Below are 25778 nucleotides of genomic sequence, written 5' to 3' on the forward strand. Positions count from 1 at the left end.
GATCGTCAGTGAATGTCGCAAAGGCCTATTTCATTATCTTGATGGTTCTAACGAGCACGCTAAGTGCTCCGGCCATAGCCGGCGAGGCAGCACCTGCGATTGAGGTATTTACCGATTCGACGTTCCAGGTTGTCAGTGCTTCCGACAATACAACCGTCTATGTGATGGACCGCATTAACCAGCTGCTGCAAGTTCTCTCCGAGGACTTGCCCAGTGACCCGGAAAATGCCAAACAGTTGGTCCTGGCGCGATTTCAACGAATGGATGCTCAGCTCAGCAGTGAACTCGAGAACGCTGCCAAGGGACTGGTGCAGGCGATGCAGTACGGCATCAATCGATACCCGGCCATTGTGATCAATGGAAACGCGGTGGTTTATGGCGTGACCGATGTCAGTGCCGCAACCCAGCTCTATCAGCGATGGCAGACAAGGGGGGCGCGGCAGTGAAAAAATGTTTGCGTTACGGTGCATTGATCCTGCTGCTGTGGATGCCGCTGATTGGCAACACGGGCACAATCACCACGCCACAAGTCATCGCACAAACGACGAGCGCGGCACTGAGCTGTATGCGCTGGATGCCGGTAGGTATCTGCTTCTGGCTGCGTTGCTCTTTGTTCGGCTGCAGCGTCGAAACCTCTCTCAAAGTTGGCCACTATCAGCCGGACGCTGTGGTAAGCAGCTATAACGAACTCGGTGGTAATCCCTGGGTCGAGATTCGCAGTACTCTGGGTGTGGCGCAACAATCAGCGGCTAACGGGCTGTTGGGAAGCTTGTTACCCGTACCCATTGACAGTGCCGGCAACAGAACGGAAGGCGGGCAGGGTAACAAGGATCACCGCAATCTGGTTTTCCGGGAAACGGATGTGATCGGCCACCCGGTCAGCTCCCTGTCGAACATCGTTGCCAGTACGGGTTATCTTTGCAATTCACAAACCACGTCATTCTTCCCGTATTTTCTCTCTGGCCTGGATGCGCTCTCCTGGCGGATGGAAATCCCGGAGATGTTCTATCCCGCCAGCCTGATACCCGGCCTGCGGGAAATCGGCACCTGGCCACTGCAGACCTGGGGTGGCGTCTATCCCCGCACCGGCTGGACTACCCAGTCCGAAGAGCCGAAGGCGGCGGCCATCAATGCGCAACGGGCGGGCGACATCGCGACCCGCACCGGCCAACCCCATATCTACGTGCCGATAACCGGTGGCTCCAGTTCCGGCCAACGAGTCTGGCCGCCAGGCCCGCTGGTCGAAGACGATCCCGCTACCGGTGAGTGGCAGATGTTGCTGCCCAAGTCGGAAGCTACCTGCAAGGTGTTCGGTACCAACGATCTGGCCAGTCTCAGTGGCTGGGGTAGTGGTCGTGTCGATGCCCAAGGCGATTACGTCTGGAACCTGTGGCGCCCCTATAGCTGCTGCCAGGATCGCGGCATCTTTCTGTTCAACGTCGACTGGATCAATTACCCACCATGATCAAACGATACGTATTTCATGTGCTGCTGCTGTCATCGGTCTTATCCGTCAGTCACGGTGTAAACGCTGCTCAAGGTCCTACCGAAGACGGTTTGTGGTACTACGAAATCGGTGGAGCGGAACCCGTCTCTGTGCCCGCCAATCCGTCGGTAGTCTCCGTCACCCTGGGTGGATCCGCCCAATTGGGGCTTGGATACAGTTGCGGCAAGTTCGATCCGGTGGCGGCGGTTACCAATACCTTGAACGACATTGGTGCCGGTGTCGACAACATGATGAACGCGATGACGGCAGCCGCCACCAGCGCCATAGCAGCCTTGCCTGCTCTGATCCTGCAACGGGCCAATCCCGGCCTGTACGACCTCTTTCAAAATGCTCTGATCAAAGCTGAAGAAACCATGCAACTGGCCACCAAATCCTGCGAACTGATGGAGGCGGAAATCGCCCAGGGCAAGAACCCGTACGCGGATCTGATCACCTTGTCCAAGGGCAATGACTGGAAGGTGCAGATGGGTGTCGGTGGCAACGACGCCGTCACCGCTAAAACCACCGTGGAGTCGTCCAATGGCGATAACGGTGTGCCCTGGATCGGCGGGCAGGCCGGTGGCAGCGGGCAACCGGTGCTGGAGTTCACTGGCGATATCGTCGAAGCCGGTTACAACATCAATATGAATCGTGCCGTCACTGATGCAAGCCCGGTACCGGCAGCGTCGTCGACACGTTTATCCGAGATCTGGCCATACCCGGTCGATGCGCGTGACTGGACGGTGGATGTGGTGGGCGAGAACATCGTCACCACCTGCGATACCTGCCGTAAGGACAGCATTCCCGGTACGGGGCTGTTACCCAAGCTCTACCAGGAGTCCGCGACAGTCACCACCGACATCCAGAATTTGGTCAGCGGTGCGACACCACTTACCCTGACTAACCTCGACCAGATCACAGCGCCCGGCGTGGCCATCACCCGACAAGTGGTCGAAGCGATTCGCGAGATGCCTGCATCGGAACAGAGCCTGATCATGGGCCGCCTGGTGTCTGAAATCAGTACCGCGCGCACGGTAGAGAAGGCGCTATTTGCCCGAAGACTGCTACTTTCAGGACGACAAGTACCCGAGGTCTACGCCACCGAAGTCGCCCGCGAGCACGCCGACACCTCGATTGCCGAGCTCGATAAAGAAATCGAAAACCTGCTGTTTGAAACCCGTGTGCGCAAAGAAGTGGTATCTGACACGGTTACCACATTACTCGAACGAGCAGCGGCCAGACGACAGAGTTCCCTTACCGTGCCGGAAGTGCCGACCCTCGATCCCAACCCTTTGCGAGGTGGGCGTGTTCAATAACCTCCGGGCTAAGCGAAAAGGCTTTCTGTTGTTGACTACCTTGGCCGCCCTGTTGACAGGGCTGGTCGGTTTTCTACTCATGCACCGGCTGCAGACTGAATCCGTGCAATCCGTCCGGCACAGTCTCGATGTCTGGCGGATGACTTTGATGTGTATTCGCTGGACATCGATCACCCTTGTCGCACTCAGCTGGAAATACTTGATCGCCCGGTTGGTGAGTATAGGCGTGATCAGCCACGACAAAGTTGCATCACTAACAGAGATGCGTTGGCGCGCTGTCACCTGGCTGGTGTTATTGGAACTGGTGTTAGGGCAGGGGGTGCTGGTTAAGACAGTGAGCCTGGCAGTTGGAGCCGTGCCATGAGCGTCGACAGCTATCTGGAACTCTTTACTTCCCTTTTCGGCTGGACCTTCTACGGCATTCTCTGGGATGTGTTGGTCAGTACCGGCATCGTCTATTTGCCGTTCCTGGGGATTCTGATCGATAACTGGCGCGAACCAGCGCAGGGCGGTGAGGTCGGTCATGCCAGCGGCCTCTCGCTGCGGCGCATGGAGATCGAACTGTTTATCGCGTTACTGGTGGTGGTCCTGGCCGGGCAACCCGCTGCCCTCACGCCACTCAATGCCGGTACCTTGTCCTATTCCCCGCCACCAACGCTATTGGATCCAACGCCGGCTGCAGCGACGGTGGCTGCGCCCCAGAGTACCTATGGCACAACGGGCTTCACCGGTACCGCCGCAACCGTCAATGTTCCCGTCTGGTGGTACGGTGTCATCGCACTGAGTTCGGGTTTGAACCACGCTATCGTCGAAGGCCTGCCGACCGTGGCGGATATGCGGACGTTCGAGCAGCAGGCGCATTTAGCCACCATTGCTGATCCACGCCTCAGGCAGGAAGTGAGCGAGTTCTTCAGCCAGTGCTACATTCCGGCGCGTTCCAAATACCAGGCTGAACGACCAAACATAGCGGCCATCAACGGCATTCTCGCCACGTACGGTGTCGATGACCCGGATTGGATGGGGTCCCACGTCTATCGGGACACCTCGGGCTATTACGACACCCTGCGCCCTGCCAGCCCAATCACTGGCTGGGCATACATTGCGGCCAGAGATACCGAGTATGACGCCACATCACCACCGGCCTGGGGAAAACCCTACTGCAAACAGTGGTGGGAAGATGGGGCAATCGGCTTGCGTGAGAAGCTGATCAATGAGGCAGATGCCACCTCTGCCGGCTTCTCCGGACTGGTAGTCGCCATCGCGCCCGCTCTGGCCAGCGAACAGCAAAACGACGCCGTCGCCAAAACCGTACTGACCAACGCGCCGCCCTCCTGGTCGAACAATGAGTTAATCGCCAACAACGCATCCGGAGCAGGGTTGGTCAACACCGCCGGATCTATCATCAAAGGTGGTCTCGCCACCGGTGGTGTGATCACCGCATCAGCCCTGTTTTCCGTAACCATGACGGCCGTCTTACAATCACTGCCCATGGTGCAGGCCATTATGCTGCTGGGTATCTATGCACTGCTCCCATTGGTGGTGGTTTTGTCCCGCTACTCCATAGCCATGATGGTAGTGGGCGGTATGGCGATTTTCACCATCAAGTTCTGGACAGTGCTCTGGTACCTGGCCATGTGGGTGGATCAGAACCTGATTCTGTCCATGTATCCCGACGTTAACGTTTTCCTGCAGATCTTCGCCAACCCTGGCGAACACGACGCCAAGCGCATGTTGCTGAATATGATTACCACCAGCCTCTATCTGGGGCTGCCGTTGCTGTGGAGTGGGATGATGGCGTGGGCGGGGGTGAAAGTCGGTAGGTCGATTGATTCGGCAGCGAACCCGATCAAGGCGCCAGCGCAGGATGCTGGCAATCAGGGAGGAAGTATCGGCAAGATGGTGCTGACCAAAGGTAAGAAACGTTAGTCCTTTTCGTACCAGCCGGTAGCATCAGTGCCGTCGTCGAGTTTCCCTGTTTTGTAATTCAGGGCTCCGCCTCGAACAGCACTTGAGACTGCATCATCAGACTTGGTCTCAGCGCTTTCAGCCAGCATACCAAGCATACTGCGCAATAAGTGGCCGGCCGCTGCAAAAATAGCGAAGACGGCTAGGAATATCTTTTGCAAACGAGGCCTTTCTTTTACGGTTTTCACGACTCTTCCTCAAATTCTGCTGAGCTAAATTTCAAGACATTACAATTCTCTTTGACTGTTCGCTGCATGGACTCATTGAATCCATCCTGGCTATTGGCCTCAATCTCCACGGATATCCTGACATTCACGCCGAGCTTGGCAGTGAACTGCTGTACGACTTCATCCATTATGGTGGCAAAGTCCATTTTGGCTTTGACCGGGTCGAGTGAAATAGTGCCGTAGAACTGCTTCTTGGTTGCTGCTGGTGTTGTTGTGGCAGCGCCTCCTAACCCGCCGGATGTTGGGGTTGGTGTCCCCGTGCCGCTCGCGCCACCAACCGGTATTGTAGTGCCTCCAGGTTCGCCGCCTGCAGTCCCGGGCTCCGCCGTTGGTGGAGTGGGCTGCTGTGTATTTTCGCGGTAAGCAACTGCTGCCTCGCGATCTATCAGGAGAGAGGATTCATCCACCGTGGCAATAGAATTACGCCCGAATGTGAAGCCGAGATAACGGTCGCCTTCCTTGCCAGAGGCGAAGGCGAAGTAATCTTCAACCTCGATCCCCTGGGTGATGGCATTGCGGAAAACACTGTCGTTAACAAGCCGAGGCAGGTACAGGTAGTGACAGCAGTCCTGCCAGACCTTCAACGCACTGACGTCGTTTACGCCTTCTTTCAGGTACCACTGTTTAAGTACATTGCGAAGATGAATAGGAGACCACTCGTAAATCATCCACTCCTCTTCGCGCAATTTATCCTCGATCGCCTGAATCAAGTTGGGCGCTGCGGGTGAGACGGGAACCACCTCCCAATTGAGAGTTGGCTTACCCTTTACGAATTCTTCAACTGGGGCGATTAACCATTTGTAAGTTTCGCGCACCAGTTGGGCAAGCGACTGATCTGCGCCATCACGATTACGCTTGGCCTGGTTCAAATGAGACAAATCCTGATTCAAGTGGCCATTTTCGATATCTGTGGCAATGGATTGCCACGCCAGGAAAATGCGGGCCTGCTCTTTGAGTCGGCCAACCACATCGTAGTCGGGAGCCAGGAAGATCAGGCGATTTTGTTTTTGCCGTGGTTGGTCGCCGCGGTTGCGCAAAATCTCTTCTGCGGCAGAAAATGCCTGGTTGGTCTCACTGCGACTGTAGGCTGTGTTTGTCGGCAACACGACCAGTCGAGGGCCCGTACCATAGTCGTCCGGGACATCGACGGAAGGTGTAAAGACGTGCACGCCACCAAACTGGTGATTTCTGCCGAATACCTGGGTTACTCGGGTTTTTAACAATGGCAGGAGTTCATCTCGTTCGTTGATGTTCTGCTTGCGGCTCTCCATTTCTCGGCGCAGGTTGGGTTTGGTATCTAACCAGAATCGGTCTTTGTCGGAATAGAGATAATGCAGTCGATCACGTAAGCGCTTGAGCACGTCTTCAAATACACCGAGCGTTTGACCGGGTTGTGCCGCGCCCAGCAGGATGCGTTCGACCTGAACACCGCGAATCATCTGCTCAGTGGTTGATGGTGCGCTGCCGAGAAAAATGGTCCGGGCGGTGCGGCGCGCGGCTTGCACGCTGCCGAACAGGGTGTGGTGGCCATCGATGTCATAGGGGGCCGAGCGGGTACCGTCCACTTCTCGTTCAATCACGGGTTCCCACCCCTGAGGCAGGTAGTGAATGCTCTTGTTGCGCACGTTACCATCTTCTAACGGTAATGAACCCGGCATGATCAGCGCATCTTTGTTATCCGAGTTCCACAGGCGGTGGATAACAATGGCCATATATTGAAGAACGCCACGGGTGCGCTGAAATTTTTCAAGCGTGGACCAGTCCTCGTACAAGCGGTCGAAAATTTCCGGGTGGATCGGGTAAGACCGGCAAAGACGCTCGAAATATTCGTTGGATTGGGTTTCGACCGGAAACTTTTCGGCGTTCTGACGATAAAAGTCAGAGAACTGACGGCTGATACCCTCCACCTCGGCGCGTTCACCCGGGTTCTCAAATAATCTGCGACGCACAATCTCGAACGCTTCCTCGGTGCCTACCGGCTTCCAGACGGACTCAACTCGTGCGAAGTACTTCTCCAGCGAGTTAAGGGCGCGCTGCCCTTGCGTGCCTCCAACTTCCAGTTCTGATTCGGGCAGCGATGCCAATAGAATGGCATTGGGTACTGCCTTCAGCGCTTCGGTGAGCGCCTGAATAAAACTGACATTGCTATCGAATGTGCCAGCCTTATATTGCTTGCCAAGCTCCAGTTGTCGAATAAACGCCACCAGCTCATCCACCAGAATCACACAAGGGGCTGCCTTGCTGATCAGTTCAGTGAGAACCTCTTTTCCGGGAGAGGTGCCGTCAGCGTCGCTGTCGGCGACCATCTGATAACCCTCATCCCCCAGAAGTTGCCAGGCCAGCTCGCCCCACAACGTGTTGGCAGTTATGCTCCCGTACTTCCTGGGCTGGCTAGGCGACAATTTGATGCCGTCAATCACCGCCACTCTGGCCGAGGGAAGGCTCTGAATCCCTGCCTCATCTAATACCGGAGGAATACCCGTGAGTTTGTCGGTGCCCACCTTGCGCGAAGCCAGGTGAAACACGGCCAACAGCGTGTGGGTCTTGCCGCCACCGAAAGCGGTCTGCAATTGAATGACCGGGTCGCCACCGAGCCCAGCCAACCGTTGCGCGACAGAGATGAGTAAGAGGCGCATGCCCTCGGTGATATAAGTGCGGGAGAAGAACATCTCCGCATCCTGATACTCTGCAGTGGCTGTGCCATTGGCTACCTGGGTGATGTCAGCCGCAAACTCGGACTGTTTGAAGGTGCCTTCCAGAACATCCTTGTGCGGAGTGGCAATTTCTCGCCAGGGTTTCAAACTCATGGTGTAGTCCTCAAAAATCCAGTCCGAGTTCGGCTTGCGAGCCACTGTGGCCAACCTCGTGGGAGGCGGTGACAATGGCATGCCAGGAACCGATCAATTCGTTGTAGGCGCGGGCATCTTCGGCCCACTTCTTGCGTTCGCACAGGGTGTACAGGTGATAGGCGAGCTGACGAATGGGTTCTCCTTTCTCCGGCATCTTGGCCAGTAGTTCGCCAGCGGCCGATTCACCCTGGTTGTTGAGACTGCGAATCATTTGGTGGCAGGCTTCCCAGATAGGTGTGCGGTTGTCTTTAATGGGATCCCAATCGGCTTCGTACTCCGCCCATTTCAATAGGCGAACCTTGCCGCCGCCGGATTCGACGACCCCGGCTGTATTTACGCCATCTACCGTCGTGCCCTTTGCTTGCGCTAGCACGTTCGCTTCACCAAAGGGACCAGTACTCCATCCGTACTGATCAAACCAACTGGAGCAGAACTGGGTGTCGGCATCGAAACTGCCGGATTCCGGGCTGAGGTATTCCGTGATGGCGCGGTTGATCAGGATTAGCGCATCATGCACGCTCATACGTGAACCATCCTGATTCAGTACGGCCTCGTACTTGGAGAAGATGGCCATCCCCGGGCCAATCGCGGCCTGGGCTAAATCCACGGGAGCGATGGGTGTAGTGCCCGTTTCTCCGCCGATCATGGCTTCTAGTGCGTCGGGCATCTGTTCACGCAGTTCACGTTGGAAGTCGCGTCGTGAAATAGATTCGGCTTCGATTTCACGTTTTTTGCATACCAGAACAACAGAGGAAGCCAAAGCATTAGTACCAGAGCCAATCATACGATTGGACATTTCAGTTCTCATTGGCCAAGTACCATCGATAGAAAAGCCTGCTCTAATCACAGCCTCTAAAAATGTTTCCCAGCCTGTATTAGATGTGGCCCCTTCTTTGGTTTCTGATTGTTTGAACGCGTAGTAAATAGATACAGGGAAAGCAGGATGCCCTTTGTCAGCCATATTATGAATGGCTTGTGTCATACCATCTAGAAAGAAGGTCTCTGCTTTTTCTTTTGTGCCATGACGATAAGGTATAGCGACCAATTCCTCAGCCTTTGGAACCGCCATAGTAGCGAACAAACTTGGATAGAATGATTTTAATGAGCGCCTCATCCATACGTAAAAAAAATCAGACAGGTCGGCATAACCAATATTGTCATAGTAAGGCGGGTCAGTTGAAATGACCTTTTCAGCACTAATGTTTTGGGTTGCTGCGTCTTGTTGAACTGCTATTCCACCACTAGATGGAATCATTCGGCTAAGCACGTCATTTGCCCATCCAATTCCTCCCATAAAGTTTCCAGTGGAGTCTGAGAGTGGATTTGGTTCTGCAAAATCCCATGTCATTGGTATAGCTTGGCGGCCAAATGTGTTTCGAGTGCTACTTCTCGATGAATCCCATGTGCAAATGGTTGAGCCTCTGTCTGCCAATTTATTTATCGCGAAGGTCAAATAAACCGCCAAAGCATCGCCATAAGCAGTCGCACCTCTGCCTCCATCATCAATACCGATTCCATCGTCGGTCATTCCCGCTGCTTTGGCATCAGCGATGGCTTTGTAGCAGGCTTCCTGAACTAGATCAGAGAATGTATTTAGAGCGACAAGTTGGCGGGGAGTGAAAAGATCGCCATAGGATTTCATACCGTACATCGGTGGTGAAAACCAACGAGGGTTTTCTGGCATTAATGCATCTGGCTTCCAGTCCGGTGATGCAGCACTTGCGGCCTGCTCCATTTCTGCGGTGGGCGTAAGATAGATACGCCCACTTTTCCCCTCAGCTACAACCGCCATTAGTCGCTGACCCAGATTTCCGGATTGTGCCTGTGCATAAATGTATTTCGGGTCAATAGGTGTATCTGATAGTAGGCAGGTAAAGTTGGCCCCACGACCCAGTTTAGTTCCGTTCCTTGCTTCTGCTGGCGGAACTCCCATACACACTTCGAATTGATAGTTATGTCCTTCGACTAACGGATTAACATAAGACTCTTTTCCCTTCTTGGTGGAAAGTAGAAAGCTAGACGCTAGCGGGATATCGGCATGGCTGAAAGCCGGATTGGGGCTTTTCACGGTTCTGGCCCAGAGCCAGGCGATAACAGTCAGTTCCTGTCCCTGGTATGGTTTCAGGTCGGGTCGTTCTGCGACCATCTCCTGCGTGATCTTGATCCTAGGGTAGAGATTACCGATACGCTCGAATGCTTCCTCCCGCATCCAGTGGCCGTAACGACGCACATCCTCGGCCAGGCCTCTTGCGCCAGACCAGTCATCCATCAACTTGCCTTGCTTCTCGCCTTGGGGCAGAGGACCTACTGGTCGTTGCCCGGCAAACTTCGGAGGGATCTCGATCATGGCTTTGTTGATCATCACCGCCACTGGATTCAAGTCACTGGCATAACTTTCTAATCCCAGTCGCTGCGCCTCCAGTGGGATCGCCCCTCCGCCCGCAAATGGATCATGAAAGGCCGGGAGTTTATCCGGATTGAAAAGTTCTGCTGCTTGGGGATGATTGCGGTTTAGATGACAAGTTTCGCGCCAGCTTTCCCAGATCGCTTCACGTGCGCGATTCAGCACCTCCTCATTATTGGTGTTTTCCCACTTCACCAAATCACGGATTATCTGAAAGAGTTTCTCGCGTTTGATCTCGGCCTCTTTCTTGTTAACCCCATACTTGAATCCTTCTCCTTGCTGGTATCCGGGATCGTTGACCATTTGCGCAAACAACACGGCCCTTGCTGCTGCCAAAGGTCGGCGCGCCCACCACAGATGTAAGGTTGAGGGATGACCATGCCGAATTGACTTTTCTCGCGCTGCCGCTGTGTTGATGTCATCCAGCGGTAGCGCGACTTCAATCAGTTTTTTGGGTGTTTTTATTTCGGCCATTGATAAACCTTAGAGAGTCAGTTCCGGTGACACTGCTTTGGAAAGCAGATCACTCAAGTCATAGTTGATACTGGCCACGCCAAAGTCGGGCTCAGTACTGAAAGGGTTGCGGATGTAGTGGGGGCCATCAAAGCTGTCGCCATCGACGATCACAACGGCCAGCAGGAATTTATCCGTCTGGTTGAGGGCATAGATGATTTCATTGCGGCTGACCGTAATGGTGCTTTGCCCTTTTGCGCGGCCTTTCACTTCAATATGTCGATCCGGCTTAATCGAGCCATCAGGGTTGGCGGGTGGGCGGGCGGTGACGTCCCAGCCGCATTTTTCAGCAGACATATCTTTCACTTCGTGACCAAAGCCCTGTTCCACAGCTATGACCGCATTCATCGCTACCATCTCTATGCGTGCGCGGGCCTCGGCGTCGGCGCAGAAAGCGGTCTCGCCTTTGCGTTGCGCCAACAGACCTTGCGGAATGACCAACGCGCCACCAATGACCACGGGAGTACTGGAGACTACGGCCTTCATGGCCTCCAGTTCTCGCTTGCGCTGGTTCAGCCGTTCAGTGAGTTCATCTACCCGGCGGCGCGCCATCTCAGGCTGCATGCGCGGTTGTTTACCGGCGGCGACATCGTCACTGAGTTTGATGTAACGGTCGGACCAATAATTGATCTCCTTGACCAGCCGCTCATTGACTGCAGCAAGCACCTTATCTGCCTGATGTTCACGACGGGCTTTCACCTCCCGGTAGTGTTCCGGCACCAGGTGTTGGGATGCATGGTTGAGTGCCAGGCCTTCAAGGTCTGCACTGATCCACGGGGCATTGAGAATGTCCTGCACCAGTTTCAGGTCGTAATCATCAATGGGCTGCAGGTCGAGGTGCGGTGCCCAGCCGGCGTGAAAAGCCTTTCCATGCTGGTCGATCTCCACGAACTGCAAGCGCCTTGAAGCCACTCTGGGCTTATCGTGCTGATCATTTGCTGGCGCTTCGCGAACGCTGTGATCCACCATAAACAGTATTCGTGGTTCTAAGCCGTCATCGTTGGAATCCACCAGTACCGCACCTTGCTTGAGCTTGCTGCGGTGTGCTGAGAGGATCAGGTCGGTGGTGGCATGCATCAGCGGATGGCCGGGGTGGATCAAATCCGCCATGGGCTTGCCGTGGGCGCGAACCAGGTCTTTCTCGAAACAGATCCGCTCGTACTTCTTTAATACTGGTGTGCGGCTTTCACCAATGATCCGGTCACGCTCGCGAATAGAGGCCGGCACATGCCGCACCTCGTATCGACCCGCCTCGCGGGGTCGCATTTCGCCGGTGAGGTTCTGAAATGCCTCGGTGAAAAAGGCACGGATAAAGTAAGGCTGCAGCTTGCGAGCCTCGGCTTTTTCCATCTCCTCTTTGACAGCATAAAGATCTTCCAGGCTCATATGCTGTTCAACGAGAGCATTGCGCCGGAGGATTTCCTTCAGGTGTTCAGTATCCAGAGCCTTGCCAAAGAAACTCTCCTGATAGGCGTGACGTGCCTCATCTGATTCGCTAGACCTGATTGCCTCTACCAGCAAATCTTTTAATGATTTCCCCTCAAATACTTCGCCCAGAATGTCGAATACCTTGCCGCCGAGAGCCTTCTTTTCGATCTCAATTTTGTCGAATAATCGCTGAAAGACTTCACCCTCTCTCGTTTCACTGGCGATCAGATTCCATAGGTGGCACACCTCTGTTTGACCAATGCGATGGATACGGCCAAAGCGCTGTTCCAGGCGGTTGGGGTTCCAGGGCAGATCGTAATTGACCATCAGGTTAGCGTTTTGCAGGTTCACACCTTCACCAGCGGCATCGGTGGCCACGAGCACCTGCACATCACGATTGTTGCGGAATTCTTCCTGAGCCTTACGTCGATCATCACGATTGACGCCACCGTGAATGGTGATAACCGCTTCGGGATTGCCCAACATGCCGCGGATACGGCCAACCAGATAATTGAGGGTATCCTTGTGCTCGGTGAAGATGATCAGCTTGCGGCGGCTGCCAGACTCTGTGTACATCTCAGGCCGGTCCTGCAGCAGATGAGAAAGCTCTTCCCATTTTTTGTCATTGCCCGACTGCACGACTCCCAACGCCTGGTGTTCCAGGTCCTTCAGAATCAGAATTTCCGCTTCTAACTCTGGGATGGTTTCAGCCGCGGTGGCTTGGTCGACGACCTGGTCAGCATAGAGTTCATATTCTTCTGCACTCAGCTCTTCATCTATATCTAAATTTATAAATATTGAGACATTTGTGTTATATTCATTCATACTGTTGTGATGAGATGTTCAATTGATTTGCGCAAACGAGTAATCGATTTTGTAAGGGGCGGTGGAAGCAAGGCGGAAGCGGCCCGGAGATTTCAGGTAGGCCGCGCGAGCATTTATCGCTGGTTGTCGCAGGATGATGCGCTGTGTTACGAGCGTCCCGGCCCTCGCCGTTCACACAAGCTGGACTGGGAGGCTTTACGGGTCCATGTGGAAGACAAGGCTGCTCTCACCTATAAAGAACGCGCCCGGCATTTTGGCGTTTCGTATTACTGTATTTGGCATGCGATGCACAAAATGGGGTTAACCCGTAAAAAAAATGACGGGGTACACGCAGCGCTGTAATATGAAAAGAAAGAGCTTTCTTCGCCTTCGTGAACGCTATCGCCGCCGCGGCAAAAGATTTGTCTATCTTGATGAAAGCGGTTTTGAGCCGGAGGTTTCCCGTCGTTACGCTTACGCTCCAAAGGGGCGGCGTGTTTATGGTCTGATCTCCGGTCATCGCAGACCGCGAACCTCTTTATTGGCCGCCCGTATGGATGAAGGCTTTGAAGCGCCGTTTCTATTTGAGGGAACCTGTAACACGGCTGTGTTCAATGCATGGCTGGAAAAAGAGCTTTGCCCCTTGCTCAACAGCAACCACATTGTCATCATGGATAATGCTCCGTTCCACAAAGCCGTTTCTTCACGTGAAATCATCAAAAAAACAGGGGCGGGAATTTTATTCCTCCCCCCTTATTCCCCTGACTTTAACCCCATAGAAAAAGACTTCGGAAATATCAAAAAAATCAGAGAATACAACGAACATGAAACCCTTGAGAATATCGTTGCAGCGTATCAGTAATTATAGATTTAGCTATAACTCATCGAAATTGTCCGGCAGGTCGATCTGCCTTTTTACTGTGTATTCGCCAAGGGTTTCTGCGACACCTTTCTGAACACTGTGGCCACGAGCGACCAGCTTCATCTCATCCAAGCGAGATTCAAGACGTTTGCGCCGGCGCTTCAGCGATTGGTATATCGCTTCTGGACTTGAGGCTAGGCGACGCTGCAGTTGTGTGAGTGCAAAGCCAACTGTGCCCCGGCGTTTACCATCCAGATTGTCGGCGCGGTTCATCTCATTGCGGACGTAGTCGGTCACTTGCGCGTAAAGCGCTGCTTCTGCATCGGAGAGGTCATAGTTCGCGCTGTATGCGCGGCGCTCGGGGAAGAGTGGCGTGCCATCAAACTTGAGTAGTTCCTCTTTCACTATGCGGCGCATCATGTCTGAGACATCTACCTTGTGGGCGCCTTCGCGAAACTTGCCGTAGAAGCGATCGCCATCCAGCAGTGAAAGCCAAATCTGGAAGTCTTCTTCCTTGCCGTTGTGCGGCGTGGCTGTCATTAATAGAAAGTGACGGGTGATAGAGCCGAGCAACTCACCCAGTAAAAAGCGCTTGGTCTTGTTGACCTTGTTGCCGAAGTAATTGGCGGAGAGTTTGTGAGCCTCGTCAACGATGATGAGATCCCACTCAGTGTTTTTCAGTTTTTCCTGGTACTCCTCATTACGCGATAACTGATCCAGGCGGCAGAGAAGTTGATTCTGTTCGTCGAAGTAGTTGCCGGATGCACACTGCTCCTGCTTCTCACGGCTGAAGATCTCGAACTGAACACCGAATTTCTCCAGCAGTTCGTCCTGCCACTGCTCGGTGAGGCCGCCGGGAGAGACGATCAGGATGCGTTTGGCATCGGCCCGCATCAACAGTTCGCGAATGAGCAATCCAGCCATAATGGTCTTGCCGGCGCCAGGATCGTCGGCCAGCACAAATCGTAGCGGCTGCCTGGGTAGCATGGCCTCGTACACAGCAGAAATCTGGTGGGGCAGCGGCTCTACGTTAGAGGTGTGTACCGCCATCATGGGATCAAACAGGGCGGCCTGTGAGATACGGTAAGCCTCAAGCCCGAGTTTGAAATCTTCACCTGGCGCATCGAATGCCCAGGGTCGACCTGCCTGAGCCAGCTCAAGCCGTGCTTCGTCCGAGCGAAATAGCATTTGTTCGCCCAGACGGCCCTGGTTGTCTTTGTAGTAGACAGTGATCGCACTATCGCCGACCGGCTCGACCTGGACGATGCGTACGATCTCATTGCCCTGTATGCCTAAAACTTGCGCGTCTTTTTTGATGTCTTCGAGTTTGATCATGAGCCCTCCCTGGCGACGCGGTTGTCCTGGTTGTAGCCGGGAGCGATGACCAGGTTCTCAACGCCATACAGAGCTTGCCTGTTCTTCAGCCAGAGGTGGTATTCCGGGCCTTCCAGGCTATGCTCTTCTGAGCAGTCGACATTCCAGCGCCGGAGGACGTAACCAGCGACGGCAGCACGAACATTGACCTTCAGTACGCCGTTTTCCATGGCGTAATCTGTTTCGATGGTCTTCGGGTGTTTCAGGCTGGGATGGGGGACGATTTCCAGCTCGACGACGCGATTCCATTGGATGTCCGATTCACGGCCTTCATTCTCTTTAACAGGCCCGTCTAGAATTTCTGGATCTGAGATGCGGGTGACAACAAAATCCGCGAATCTTGACTGCTTCCTGTCATAGCCACGGACATGCCAACGCAAACCATTGTCAACCAACACGAAGGGTACGATCTCGCGCGTGCTGCGTCCGCTGCTTAGGGAGCGATACACAATTTTGCTCGCCTTATGCTGATGAATGGCGCGGGTCAGTGCTGACAAGGTCTCTAAGTCAGGGTGGTTGAGTTGCGCCGGGGCCTCGCATGCGATCAACGCCTTATGCGTCCCCACGAAATCGTCACCAAATCCATGAGCGAGAGCTGCCATGGCCTGGCTGGGCGAGTAATCGAACAACGGTTCAAAGGATGTGCCCCGTATATAGACTTTGGCCTTGGTGTCATATTCCAGATTTTCTGGGGCAAGATCCTTATACAAAGTGATGTCTCTGGTTGCCGCAGCCTCCTTGATGCCGAAGCGGCTTACGAGGTCATTTCGGCCAATAGTCCCCAAAAAATGCGCTTTGAAATCAATGTGCGATAGCCGCTCTTTTTGCGTTTGGTTGATATCCATTGGGATGGCGTTGGGCATGCTTTTGTCCGGTGTGGCTCGATTCGGATGCAGACTGACGCCTATGATATTAAAGATATAAGATTCATGTCAATATGATTTGTTGACATCATCAATATGATTATGATCAAATACGCGGGATTATCTGTTGCGTTTAGCCGGGCGCTAAAGGTCACCCGACTGATTTTTCCTGGGGCGAGTTATGAGTTTTCTAGAGGCGAGCGGAGGGGCAAGAAAAGGTTGGCGGGCAGCGCAGTGGGTGCGCTCACGTTCTACTTGTCCCCGCTCCATTGTGACTAGCAACTGCTGTTGTGGATAGCATCGTTGGTGTGATCGTCGGTAATTCATACGAACCTGATTAATCAATAGGAATTGCATGGATGTGGCCAGATAACGAAACAGAACGTGATTACCTGAATTTCGGTGGGGTGGCCGAGACTGTTGCTGAAATCACCGTGCAGGCCCAAGGCAGGCCGATTTCTATTGGAGTATCTGGCGCTTGGGGCGTTGGCAAATCATCAATGATAAAGCTGATTCGCACTGCCCTTACCGAAAAGGACAAAAGTGAGCCAGCCCGATTTATCTATGTGGAGTTCAATGCGTGGCTTTATCAAGGCTACGACGATGCCCGAGCAGCGCTACTTGAAGTTATTGCAACTAAATTAAATGAAGAAGCTGAAAAGCGAAAAAGCGGTGTCGACAAGGCGAAAGAGCTTTTGCATCGCGTCAACTGGCTGCGCGCAGCCAAACTGGGCGCTGGTTCAGCGCTCGCACTCGCGCTGGGGCTCCCACCAACAGGCTTGATCGGTGACGTAGTTAGAGTTGGCCGGAAGGTGATTGGAGAAGGGGCCGGTGCAGAAGAAGCACAGGAAGCGGCCGACGCAGTATCAGAAGTAATTACGACTACAGAAGGCCTAATCAAGGCGAAGCCAGAACTGTCTCCGCCGCGCGAGATCCATGCTATTCGTGAATGCTTTGAGCAGACGTTAGCCGAGATGGGGGTAACGCTCGTTGTGCTCATCGACGACCTGGATCGCTGTCTTCCACCTACCACGATCTCCACGCTCGAAGCTATTCGGCTGTTTCTCTTCCTGGACAACACGGCATTTGTAATCGCAGCCGACGATGCAATGATTAAACATGCGGTCCGACAGCATTTTGGGGAAGTTGATGACGACTTGGTTATTAACTATTTCGACAAGCTTATCCAGATCCCCATCCGTGTTCCTCCTCTTGGTACGCAGGAAGTTCGAGCCTATATGATGCTTCTGTTTATCGAGACTACCGATATAGACGATACCCTCAAGGAAGGAATCCGTGAGGCGGTTTGTTCCCAACTTGCCAAAAGTTGGCGTGGCGAGCGTGTAGACCGGGCATTCATTCAGTCAGTTTATAAAGAAGCGCCGCCGGAGCTGGTGGCGCGTTTTGACACTGCCGATCGCCTCGCTCCCATCATGGTTAGCGCCAGTCAAATCTCTGGAAACCCACGATTGGTCAAGCGTTTTCTAAACGCGCTCTCAATCAGAATGGCAATCTCGCGTGCTCATGACGTAGGCGTTGATGAAGCGGTATTGGCGAAGATGTTGCTGTTCGAGCGCTGCGGTAATCCCAAGGCTTACGATGCTTTGATCGCAGCTGTGAACAATGATCCCGAAGGCAAGCCGGTCTTCCTGGCTGAATGGGAGCAGAAAGCTACTTCTGGCGCAGAGGTTGAGCTGGAGCCGCTTTGGGACGATCGCTTTATTAGAGAATGGCTCACGATCACACCACCGCTCGCTGACACAGATCTGCGAGGAGTGCTTTATGTCAGCAGAGAGCATGCACCACTGATTACACCGGAAGACCGGTTGTCATCAGAAGGAGCAGAACTACTAACGGCTATCCTCACAAGTCCTGATATGGCGGCGAGTCTGCATGATCGTCTTGCGGTGCTGGCACGTCCAGAGACCACCGTAATTATGGACCGCATACTCGAACAGGCGCGGCGCGAGCAGGAATGGGGTACGCCCGCGATCCTGGATGCGTGTATCGCCGTTGCCAAGGCCGATCCGTCACTTGGGACGCGCGTCGCAGGCTTCTTGAGCGAGCGACCTCTTGGCCAAATCAAGCCAGGTATCGTACCCAAAATCAGCGACCAGCAGTGGGTTGCTGAAGTGTTTGCGCGATGGAAGGACGCTGACGTGAGCGCTCCCGTTAAAAAGGCAATTGAAGCTGTGGAGAAGAGCTGATGGGCACTTCGTCGTCGAGCGCCGGCTCTCCCTCTGGCACGCCTATGGTGCCGCCTTGGGTGCCAGACCCGGTGCCACCTGTCGATGGCCCCGGTGATGACGAGGGTGCGCCGCCGGAAAGCGACGCGCCAGATGAGGCAGTGCAACAGCCAGCCCAGCCTGTACCCATAGCCCCTCCTGCACGTTTTGGCGGTGCGCGCACCAGGCTCGGCCGCTTTGCTCGCACAGGCTTAGCCGACGATATGCGAAAAGGCGTAGGGCACTACGTCCACAAAGGGCTGGGTGGTAGTGGCACGGCAGTGCGCCGCCTTGGTGGTACCGCCCGCACTGCCGGCACGCTGTTTGGTGCGTTATCAGCGGCAGCCGCAGGCCAGGCATCAGGCCCGGGAAATGAGCTGAACCCGACTGTTCTCGCTGGTCGCAGTGCTGACGAAATAATGAGCGCCGTCGTTGAGGCTGTGCGTCCCGTAGACGGCACGCAAGACGGTGAGGCCAGTCGCGCCGCTATCGGCAAAGCACTTTCCGAGCTGCTTACACAGTTTCCGGACGCCGACCTGCTCAACCTGTCAGAGACGCAACGGGTGCTTGCAGTTGAGCGCTTTATTGCATGGGACGTGTTCAACCGATTTGAGCTTGATCTTGGCAAGACGATTCAGGAAAAAGCACCAAGTGTTGCGAGCGCTCTTTCCCGCCTTAAAGAAGTGAGGGACTTCATTACGCAAACGGTCGCAGCGAGTTTCAGAAAGCTGTCGACCGACGCAACCGCTCTTGGCAGCAACAAGGTTGCCGCAATTGTCCGAGATGCACTAGGGCTGGCAATTGGTGTATTCGAGGGGTATCTGTAAATGAGAATTATCTGTGGTCCCTCCAACTCAAAGTTCGAGCGCCTGCGCAAAGACGACTTGCGGTGCATTCTGTATGGTTCTGCGGAGAATTCCTATCACGGTTCGGCTGGCGGGACACTTCTCAAACACGTTCAGAGTCTTAAGTTATCCCCAGCGCCTCGCGCGTGGGATCTGCTGTCGCTCGCTCTCTCGGTCATCTGTGCGGATACAGCTGTCCGGCGCGGCGAGAGCCCGGATGGTTGGACCCGCCAGATTTCTCTTACCGTCGCGGTGAGTGATCCAGATTTCTGGACAACTCAGCGCTCGCTTATCGAAGATCAGCTTAAGTTCCTTACAACCGATTTATGGGCTCTGCAATTCGTGGGTTATGGCCTTTACCCTAAACCAAGCAAAGTTCCCAAGCTTCCGGATGGCGATTGCGTTACCTTGCTTTCGGGCGGCCTTGACAGCTTTGTCGGTGCTATCGACCTCGTCGCTGATGGTAAGGCCCCATTTGCTGTCAGTCAGGTTGCGGCAGGTGATAAGCAATCGCAAGCGGACTTTGCTGCGAAGATCGGTGGCGGACTTAATCATCTGCAACTGAATCACAACGTCAAATGTCCGGGCGAGAATGAACGTTCACAACGCGCCCGATCATTCATCTTCCTTGCCTATGGCGTTCTGGCTGCTAGTGCGCAGAAGCACTACCACGATGGTGAGCGCGTTGACCTTTATATTTGCGAAAACGGGTTGATATCGATCAATCCGCCTCTCACGCCGGCCCGGCTCGGTAGTCTTAGCACGAGGACGACCCACCCGGTTTTTCTGGGATTATTTCAGAGGCTGCTCGATGTTGCTGAACTGCGGATTGCAGTTCGCAATCCATATCAATTTAGGACGAAAGGCGAAATGCTCCTTGAATGCAAGGACCAGGCATTTCTTAGGAAGCACGCTGCAGAGACAACTAGTTGTGGACGCTATGCGCGCAATGGCTGGCAACACTGCGGGAGGTGCTTTCCGTGTCTGATCAGACGCGCTGCATTCCATGCATGGGGAAAAGACGATAGGACAAAATATGTCTATGCCGATCTGTCGAAGAATGATTCGCAGCACGCCCGATATGATGACGTACGATGCGCAGCGATGGCAGCGGCGCTTGTCGATGCAGATGGACTAGACGCGCTTGCGACTAACAATCTCAATGCCTTAGCTATGGGCGATCTTACCCCTTATAAGGCCATACTTACTCGTGGAATAAGGGAAGTTGGTCAGTTTCTGGCAGCAGCAGGTGTTCGATGATCGACTTTCACTGTCACGTCGATCTATACCCTGACCCGCATGCGATTGCCCGGGAATGTCGTGAGCGAAAGCTAAACGTGTTGTCTGTGACCACGACACCTAGCGCGTGGGCAGGTACCTCGGCTCTAGGCGGAGGCGCAATCATAACGGCGCTTGGTCTGCACCCTCAACTCGCACATGAGAGAAAGGGTGAGTTGCCGTTGTTCGATCGCATACTGCCTGGCAGCGCTTATGTAGGCGAGGTCGGATTGGATGGCGCGTCTGAGTTCAAGACACATTGGCAAGACCAAATCGATGTCTTTCGACACATACTTGGCGCGTGCACCGAAGCCGGTGGAAGGGTTATGTCAATTCACAGTCGGCGTGCAAGTACGCCGGTACTTGACCTGTTAGAGCTGTATCCGGAGTCGGGCACACCGATTCTTCATTGGTTCACCGGGACAGCGCGTGAGCTGGATCGGGCTATTTCTCTGGGATGTTGGTTTAGTGTTGGGCCTGCGATGCTCAGGAGCAAACGTGGAAAGGACTTAGTGATGCGCATGCCTCGAGAGCGTGTACTTACAGAGTCAGACGGACCCTTTGCACAAATAAAAGAAAGATCGATTTTCCCCTGGGAGGTAAATCTTGCGGAAGCAAAGTTAGCGGACCTCTGGGACTCCGATCCGGGGTCTACGGGGCAGTTGCTGAGTGAAAATCTGAATATTCTCTTGTCAATTGGTAGGTAACTTAAGTCGGAGTGATGGAGTGGCATTAAAGTCAATATCCGCCATCTCACTGTTGTAGGTATGAAGCGTTTACACTATTCTGTCAAAAATTGACGGATTTTCCTTCGCCATGCCTGACGAGTCAGTGGACGCAGAGATTCTTACGATCAAGGAGGTTGCCCTCTATCTGAAGGTCACCGAGCGGACTATCTATCGCTTGGCAGCGGACAAAAAAATCCCCGGCTTCAAGGTGGGTGGGGCTTGGCGATTTTCCAGGAAGGAAATCGATCAGTGGATTCGGCGTCAGTCTGAAGACCAGCATGGGGACGCGGGTGAGCACGATGACAAGTGAACAGGACGATACGAACGACCAGCTGGAACGATCCCTGATCGATGTTGCAGTCGAGAGCTGGAGATTTGCCCGACTGTTCTCCCGTCTTGTCAACAAACTGGATGCTGGCGAATCCACTCGTTACGTCAACCAGCTGCGCTACTTCCAGAAAAAGCTTGAAGAGAGCCTGGATGCCAGTGGCCTGAAACTGGTGAATGTTGAAGGTCAGCCATATGACCCTGGAATGGCTGCATCGGCGCTTAATATTGGGGATTTCGGCCCTGATGATGAGTTGCTGGTTGATCAAATGGTGGAGCCCATCATCATGGGGCCAGAAGGCTTGCGCAAGCAGGGCACGGTAATGCTTAGGAAGGTGCATGCATGAAATACGTCGGGATTGATCTTGGAACAACGAACAGTGCAATTTGCTCCTATGACGGAGAGTCGGTGCGCCTTTACAAAAGTCCCGATCAAAATGACGTCACGCCATCAGCCATTTTTATTGATAGACGGGGCAACAAATACTTAGGCAAGCGAGCCTATGATAGTGCGGCCAAGAATCCTGATAATGCCGCTACGAAATTTAAGCGCATGATGGGGACCAGTACCCCAGTCAAGCTTGCCGCCGTTGATATCACCATGACGCCAGAGGAGTGTTCGTCGGAGATCCTCAAGCTCTGCTTTGGGTATTTACCAGAGGAAATTAGAAACGGTGGAGAAACCGGAACCGTAATCACCGTTCCTGCCGCTTTTAATCAGATGCAAAAGGACGCCACGTTGGCTGCTGCTGAAATGGCTGGCCTGGGTAGCGTCGCGTTAATGCAAGAGCCAGTTGCGGCTGTCATGTGTGTTATGAAACAGCGCAAAGGCGACGGCGTTTTTCTGGTGTTCGATCTCGGTGGTGGGACACTGGATATTGCGATTGCTGAAAGTATCAGTGGACGGGTGAGCCTGCTGGCTCATGGTGGTGTCGCGATGTGTGGTGGCACCGACTTCGATCGCGCCATTCTTGATAACGTGGTCAAGCCATGGTTGATGTCCACCTTTGATCTTCCTGACGATTTCAGCGCGAATTCGAAATACAAATCGCTTCTGAGAATGTGTCTTTGGGCCTCGGAAAAGGCAAAGATTGAATTGTCGGCAAAAGAGGACGCTGTCATCAGCCTCACAGAGTCTGATTTAGGTGTTAATGATGAATCTGGTGATGAAATCTATGTCGATATCCCCTTTACCAGAGAGCTGCTCGATAGCTTGATCGCCGACAAGGTCGATGAATCTATCCAATCGGCTCGAGATACACTCGAGAAAGCGGGTCTGAGTCCTCATGATGTCGAGCGCGTCGTGTTCATCGGCGGACCAACCCAATACAAACCGCTGCGTGATCGAGTCGCGTTTGAGCTCGGCATAGCACCATCATCCGATATGAATCCCATGACGGCCGTCGCAGAGGGCGCAGCCGTTTTTGCAGAATCGATCGACTGGAGTTCACAAAGCCGTGGCCGAAAGAATGCTCGGGGAGCACTCAGCACCGGCGGCTCGTTGGACCTCTCTTTCAATTACATATCAAGAACGCCGGATTCGAAGGCGAAAATTGTAGCGAAACTTGGAGGGGATGCAGCGGCAGGCGTTGAGTTTCAGATCGATAGCCTGGATACCGGTTGGTCCTCGGGGCGAATGGCTCTTCAAGACGGGGCTGGCGTCGAACTCTCCCTGGCGAAGCCCGGGGAAAACACATTCAAAGTGTTTGTATTCGACTCCAAGGGTGGGCCTGTCGCATTAGGCGATGACAAAATTGTTATATCGCGAACAGCAGCCAGTATTGATGCCATTCCTGCGTCGCACTCGATCGGTGTCGAGGCGCGGGACAAGCTTGGTGGGCGTCTCGTCCTCGATCATCTTGTTCGCGAAGGTGATCAATTGCCAAAGAAAGGCAAGAAAATCTTCAAAACGGAGGAGTCACTCCGGGCAGGCAGTACCGGCTCGATCAAGTTCAAACTGTGGGAGGGCGAGATTTCCGACCCGGTAAACGACAATCGATTCATTGGTATGTTCGAGATCAAGGGATCTGATTTTGATGACGGTGTGATCGCCGCTGGTGCCGAGCTGGTTTGTGAGTATGAAGTGCTGGATTCCGGGAACATCGTGATGGAGGTTTCAGTGCCTTCGATCGGTGGTTCCTTTCATAGTGGGCGCAATTTCTACTCTCGTCAGGACGGTCAGATTGACTACACAAAGGCGTCCAAGCTCGTTGAGGAACAGTCGGAAAATACACTTCAACGTCTTGAGGAAATGGCTTCCAAGATTGACGATTCGAAGTTGGATCAAGCGCGAGAAAAGCTTGAGCGAGCTGAGTCTATCAGTAGTAGCGAATCCGATCCCGAAACGGCGAAGCAGGCAATGGACGATGTCCAGGAAGCCAAACGGCTATTGGCTCTTACTCGCAAGGAGCATTTGAAGGACATTCGTCAGCTTGAGCTGGATAAGGCAATTGAGTTTTTCGATAAGGCAGTTCGAGAGCATGCTCGCCCTACTGAAGCCAATGCTTTCGACAATCTCGCCAAAACTGCCCAGCGTTCGATTGACAACAACAACGGCGACTTCGAATCGCATCTGGACGAACTGCGTGGAAAGAACTTTATGATCCTGTGGCGTCAGGACTGGTTTGTCATCGATCGCTTTAAATGGCTTGCTCAGGACACTTACCTGTTCCCCGATGCAAGAGAGCATGCGGAGCTAGTCGCAACTGGCGCCGAGGCACTCAAGGCGAACGATATCGACAAGTTGCGAGCGGTAGTCGCACATCTCGACTCGGTACGCATTGGTTCAGCGGGCGAAGATGAAATGATGGTTGGCGCAAATATAGTTCGGAGTTAACAAATATGCCCCTTGATGCGTGGCTCCCTGTTGGGTACAAATTGCCGGATGGCGCTAAGGTCCGCGTCGCTGTCTCTGAGGGGGTAAATTGGCAAATTTGCGAGACCCACGGCGGTGGGCGAGCGCTCGTTGTTCAGCACGAACTCGCCAGCCGATGGATAGATGCCGGGCTGATCACAGAGGGGCCGATTAGGTTCTTTGATTTCGGCAACCAGCAATACGGGGCAATCGCTTGCGGTGCAGACCAGGTGTTATGCCCGATTGTAGAGGGAAACTCGCCGGACACGAAGGCTGAGGCTTTGTCGTTCGCGTTGGCGCTGAAGGCGACCCGCGACATAGATTCAGACTCACCGTTACAGGACGCTCTATACGTCGAAAAGATCAGCCGCCTTCTACCTACTTACAGCATTACAGCAAGAACCGACGATGATGTAGTACTTGGTTACTGGCTCACTGGTGGAGCGACTGTGTCTGCGAAATCGTTTCGCCGACTTCGTCAGACCATGAGCTGGCTAAGTGCAAGCCACCTCCAGGAGGTTGTTCAAGCTGGTGGGTTCGAAGTCGCTGAAGTTATACCGGCTGACCGGTCTCGAAGCTTGCCTTCGCGGCCAGATAACAAGCAAGCAGAGCGTACCGATCGAAAAGAAGAGCCGCGTGATCAGCAACACGCGTCGAAAGCCTTTGAATTGGCTGGGCGACCTGACCTCGCCGCCTTCTTCAATGAGCATATCGTTGACATCATCCAAAACCGTGATCGTTATAAGGCTCTTGGTATTGAGTTCCCGTCGGCCATAGTTTTGCACGGACCTCCCGGATGTGGAAAGACGTTTGCGGTAGAGCGACTGATCGACTTCCTCGGTTGGCCAAGCTTTCAGATTGACGCTTCCAGCGTTGCTAGCCCCTACATTCATGAAACCAGCAAGAAGGTAGCCGAGGTTTTTGATAAGGCGATGGAGAATGCACCGTCTGTGTTGGTTATCGACGAGATGGAGGCATTTCTGGCAGATCGCGAGACCGGTTCCGGCCATCATCGTGTCGAGGAAGTGGCTGAATTCCTGCGCCGGATTCCAGAAGCTGCAAAGAACGACGTGCTTATTGTCGCGATGACAAACCGTGTCGATATGATTGATCCGGCCATCTTGAGGCGGGGCCGCTTTGATCATGTGGTCAATGTTGACTTTGCCAGCGAAGTAGAAGTGCTCTCATTGCTGGAGAAGTTGCTGTCAACCTTACCCAAAGAGGATGACGTTGACCCGACGCCATTTGCCCAGGAGCTCGCTGGGCGACCGTTATCAGATGTGGCTTTTGTTGTCCGCGAGGGAGCTAGGCTTGCGGCACGGGCTGGCAAGGACAGATTGGATCAGGACAGCCTGCTCACAGCAATGCATGCGGCACCAGCCAGAGAGCGCGAAGGCGCTAAGCGGCATCCGATTGGCTTCATCCGGTAA

General features: G+C 53.9%; 22 protein-coding genes. 15 read left to right on the plus strand and 7 right to left on the minus strand.

Going from position 1 to position 25778, the window contains the following annotated elements:
• The first annotated feature begins 8 nt into the window (after positions 1-8).
• The 5 genes from NOC_RS03585 to NOC_RS03605 are packed head-to-tail and all read left to right on the plus strand — an operon-like array spanning position 9 to position 4728.
• A complete protein-coding gene (locus tag NOC_RS03585) occupies positions 9-446 on the plus strand; it encodes a TIGR03757 family integrating conjugative element protein (protein ID WP_244860022.1) in 438 nt (145 codons plus the stop codon).
• Positions 443-1465: a TIGR03756 family integrating conjugative element protein gene (locus NOC_RS03590; protein ID WP_011330419.1), complete on the plus strand. Its 1023-nt coding sequence runs from the start codon at positions 443-445 to the stop codon at positions 1463-1465. The genes NOC_RS03585 and NOC_RS03590 overlap by 4 nt, the downstream gene beginning before the upstream one ends.
• Positions 1462-2802: an integrating conjugative element protein gene (locus NOC_RS03595; protein ID WP_011330420.1), complete on the plus strand. Its 1341-nt coding sequence runs from the start codon at positions 1462-1464 to the stop codon at positions 2800-2802. The genes NOC_RS03590 and NOC_RS03595 overlap by 4 nt, the downstream gene beginning before the upstream one ends.
• Positions 2792-3166, plus strand: a complete 375-nt coding sequence (locus NOC_RS03600; RefSeq protein ID WP_197538945.1) for a hypothetical protein — start codon at positions 2792-2794, stop codon at positions 3164-3166. Before NOC_RS03595 ends, NOC_RS03600 begins: the two co-directional genes overlap by 11 nt.
• Positions 3163-4728 carry a conjugal transfer protein TraG N-terminal domain-containing protein gene (locus NOC_RS03605; protein ID WP_002813290.1) on the plus strand — a complete coding sequence of 522 codons (1566 nt, stop codon included), beginning with the start codon at positions 3163-3165 and terminating at the stop codon, positions 4726-4728. Before NOC_RS03600 ends, NOC_RS03605 begins: the two co-directional genes overlap by 4 nt.
• Here the strand turns inward: NOC_RS03605 and NOC_RS03610 are convergent.
• Genes NOC_RS03610 through NOC_RS03625 form a run of 4 tightly spaced genes read right to left on the minus strand, consistent with a single transcriptional unit; the run spans position 4725 to position 13013 of the window.
• On the minus strand, positions 4725-4955 hold the full coding sequence (locus NOC_RS03610; RefSeq protein ID WP_036497970.1) for a hypothetical protein: 231 nt from the start codon (positions 4953-4955) through the stop codon (positions 4725-4727). The two genes, NOC_RS03605 and NOC_RS03610, sit on opposite strands and share 4 nt — an antisense overlap.
• On the minus strand, positions 4952-7846 hold the full coding sequence (locus NOC_RS03615) for an ATP-binding protein (RefSeq protein ID WP_244860024.1): 2895 nt from the start codon (positions 7844-7846) through the stop codon (positions 4952-4954). The genes NOC_RS03610 and NOC_RS03615 overlap by 4 nt, the downstream gene beginning before the upstream one ends.
• On the minus strand, positions 7812-10721 hold the full coding sequence (locus NOC_RS03620; RefSeq protein ID WP_002813481.1) for a DUF1156 domain-containing protein: 2910 nt from the start codon (positions 10719-10721) through the stop codon (positions 7812-7814). Before NOC_RS03620 ends, NOC_RS03615 begins: the two co-directional genes overlap by 35 nt.
• Positions 10722-10730: 9 nt before the next feature.
• Positions 10731-13013, minus strand: coding sequence for a helicase-related protein (locus NOC_RS03625; RefSeq protein ID WP_002813884.1), 2283 nt, complete (start codon positions 13011-13013; stop codon positions 10731-10733).
• Positions 13014-13022: 9 nt separating this feature from the next.
• Between NOC_RS03625 and NOC_RS03630 the strand changes: the two genes are divergently transcribed.
• On the plus strand, positions 13023-13355 hold the full coding sequence (locus tag NOC_RS03630) for an IS630 transposase-related protein (protein WP_011330421.1): 333 nt from the start codon (positions 13023-13025) through the stop codon (positions 13353-13355).
• Position 13356: 1 nt separating this feature from the next.
• Positions 13357-13854: an IS630 family transposase gene (locus NOC_RS03635; RefSeq protein ID WP_011330422.1), complete on the plus strand. Its 498-nt coding sequence runs from the start codon at positions 13357-13359 to the stop codon at positions 13852-13854.
• A gap of 12 nt (positions 13855-13866) precedes the next feature.
• On the opposite strand, the gene NOC_RS03640 is transcribed toward NOC_RS03635, so the two are convergent.
• Complete coding sequence (locus tag NOC_RS03640; protein WP_011330423.1) at positions 13867-15189, minus strand: DEAD/DEAH box helicase; 1323 nt, start codon at positions 15187-15189, stop codon at positions 13867-13869.
• Entirely contained in the window at positions 15186-16091 is a 906-nt protein-coding gene (locus NOC_RS03645; protein ID WP_011330424.1) for a helix-turn-helix transcriptional regulator, read from the minus strand. Before NOC_RS03645 ends, NOC_RS03640 begins: the two co-directional genes overlap by 4 nt.
• Before the next feature lie 359 nt (positions 16092-16450).
• On the opposite strand from NOC_RS03645, the gene NOC_RS03650 reads away from it, so the two are divergent.
• A complete protein-coding gene (locus tag NOC_RS03650) occupies positions 16451-18298 on the plus strand; it encodes a KAP family P-loop NTPase fold protein (protein WP_011330425.1) in 1848 nt (615 codons plus the stop codon).
• Here the strand turns inward: NOC_RS03650 and NOC_RS17815 are convergent.
• A complete protein-coding gene (locus tag NOC_RS17815) occupies positions 18264-18467 on the minus strand; it encodes a hypothetical protein (RefSeq protein ID WP_211138767.1) in 204 nt (67 codons plus the stop codon). The two genes, NOC_RS03650 and NOC_RS17815, sit on opposite strands and share 35 nt — an antisense overlap.
• Before the next feature lie 73 nt (positions 18468-18540).
• Here NOC_RS17815 and qatB point away from each other — a divergent pair, with 73 nt between their 5' ends.
• The 7 genes from qatB to NOC_RS03685 all read left to right on the plus strand — a co-directional run bounded on the left by qatB (position 18541) and on the right by NOC_RS03685 (position 25778).
• Positions 18541-19143: a Qat anti-phage system associated protein QatB gene (gene qatB, locus NOC_RS03655; protein WP_211138768.1), complete on the plus strand. Its 603-nt coding sequence runs from the start codon at positions 18541-18543 to the stop codon at positions 19141-19143.
• Positions 19144-20421, plus strand: a complete 1278-nt coding sequence (gene qatC / locus NOC_RS03660) for a Qat anti-phage system QueC-like protein QatC (RefSeq protein ID WP_011330427.1) — start codon at positions 19144-19146, stop codon at positions 20419-20421.
• Complete coding sequence (gene qatD, locus NOC_RS03665) at positions 20418-21146, plus strand: Qat anti-phage system TatD family nuclease QatD (protein WP_011330428.1); 729 nt, start codon at positions 20418-20420, stop codon at positions 21144-21146. The genes qatC and qatD overlap by 4 nt, the downstream gene beginning before the upstream one ends.
• A gap of 109 nt (positions 21147-21255) precedes the next feature.
• Positions 21256-21477: a methylation-associated defense system helix-turn-helix domain-containing protein MAD1 gene (gene mads1, locus NOC_RS03670; protein WP_011330429.1), complete on the plus strand. Its 222-nt coding sequence runs from the start codon at positions 21256-21258 to the stop codon at positions 21475-21477.
• Positions 21467-21841 carry a hypothetical protein gene (locus NOC_RS03675; RefSeq protein WP_011330430.1) on the plus strand — a complete coding sequence of 125 codons (375 nt, stop codon included), beginning with the start codon at positions 21467-21469 and terminating at the stop codon, positions 21839-21841. Before mads1 ends, NOC_RS03675 begins: the two co-directional genes overlap by 11 nt.
• Positions 21838-24330 (plus strand): Hsp70 family protein, encoded by a 2493-nt coding sequence (locus tag NOC_RS03680; RefSeq protein WP_011330431.1) that lies wholly within the window; start codon positions 21838-21840, stop codon positions 24328-24330. Before NOC_RS03675 ends, NOC_RS03680 begins: the two co-directional genes overlap by 4 nt.
• A gap of 5 nt (positions 24331-24335) precedes the next feature.
• Positions 24336-25778, plus strand: a complete 1443-nt coding sequence (locus tag NOC_RS03685; RefSeq protein WP_011330432.1) for an ATP-binding protein — start codon at positions 24336-24338, stop codon at positions 25776-25778.

It is taken from the genome of Nitrosococcus oceani ATCC 19707, from assembly GCF_000012805.1.
GTDB classification, from domain to species: domain Bacteria; phylum Pseudomonadota; class Gammaproteobacteria; order Nitrosococcales; family Nitrosococcaceae; genus Nitrosococcus; species Nitrosococcus oceani.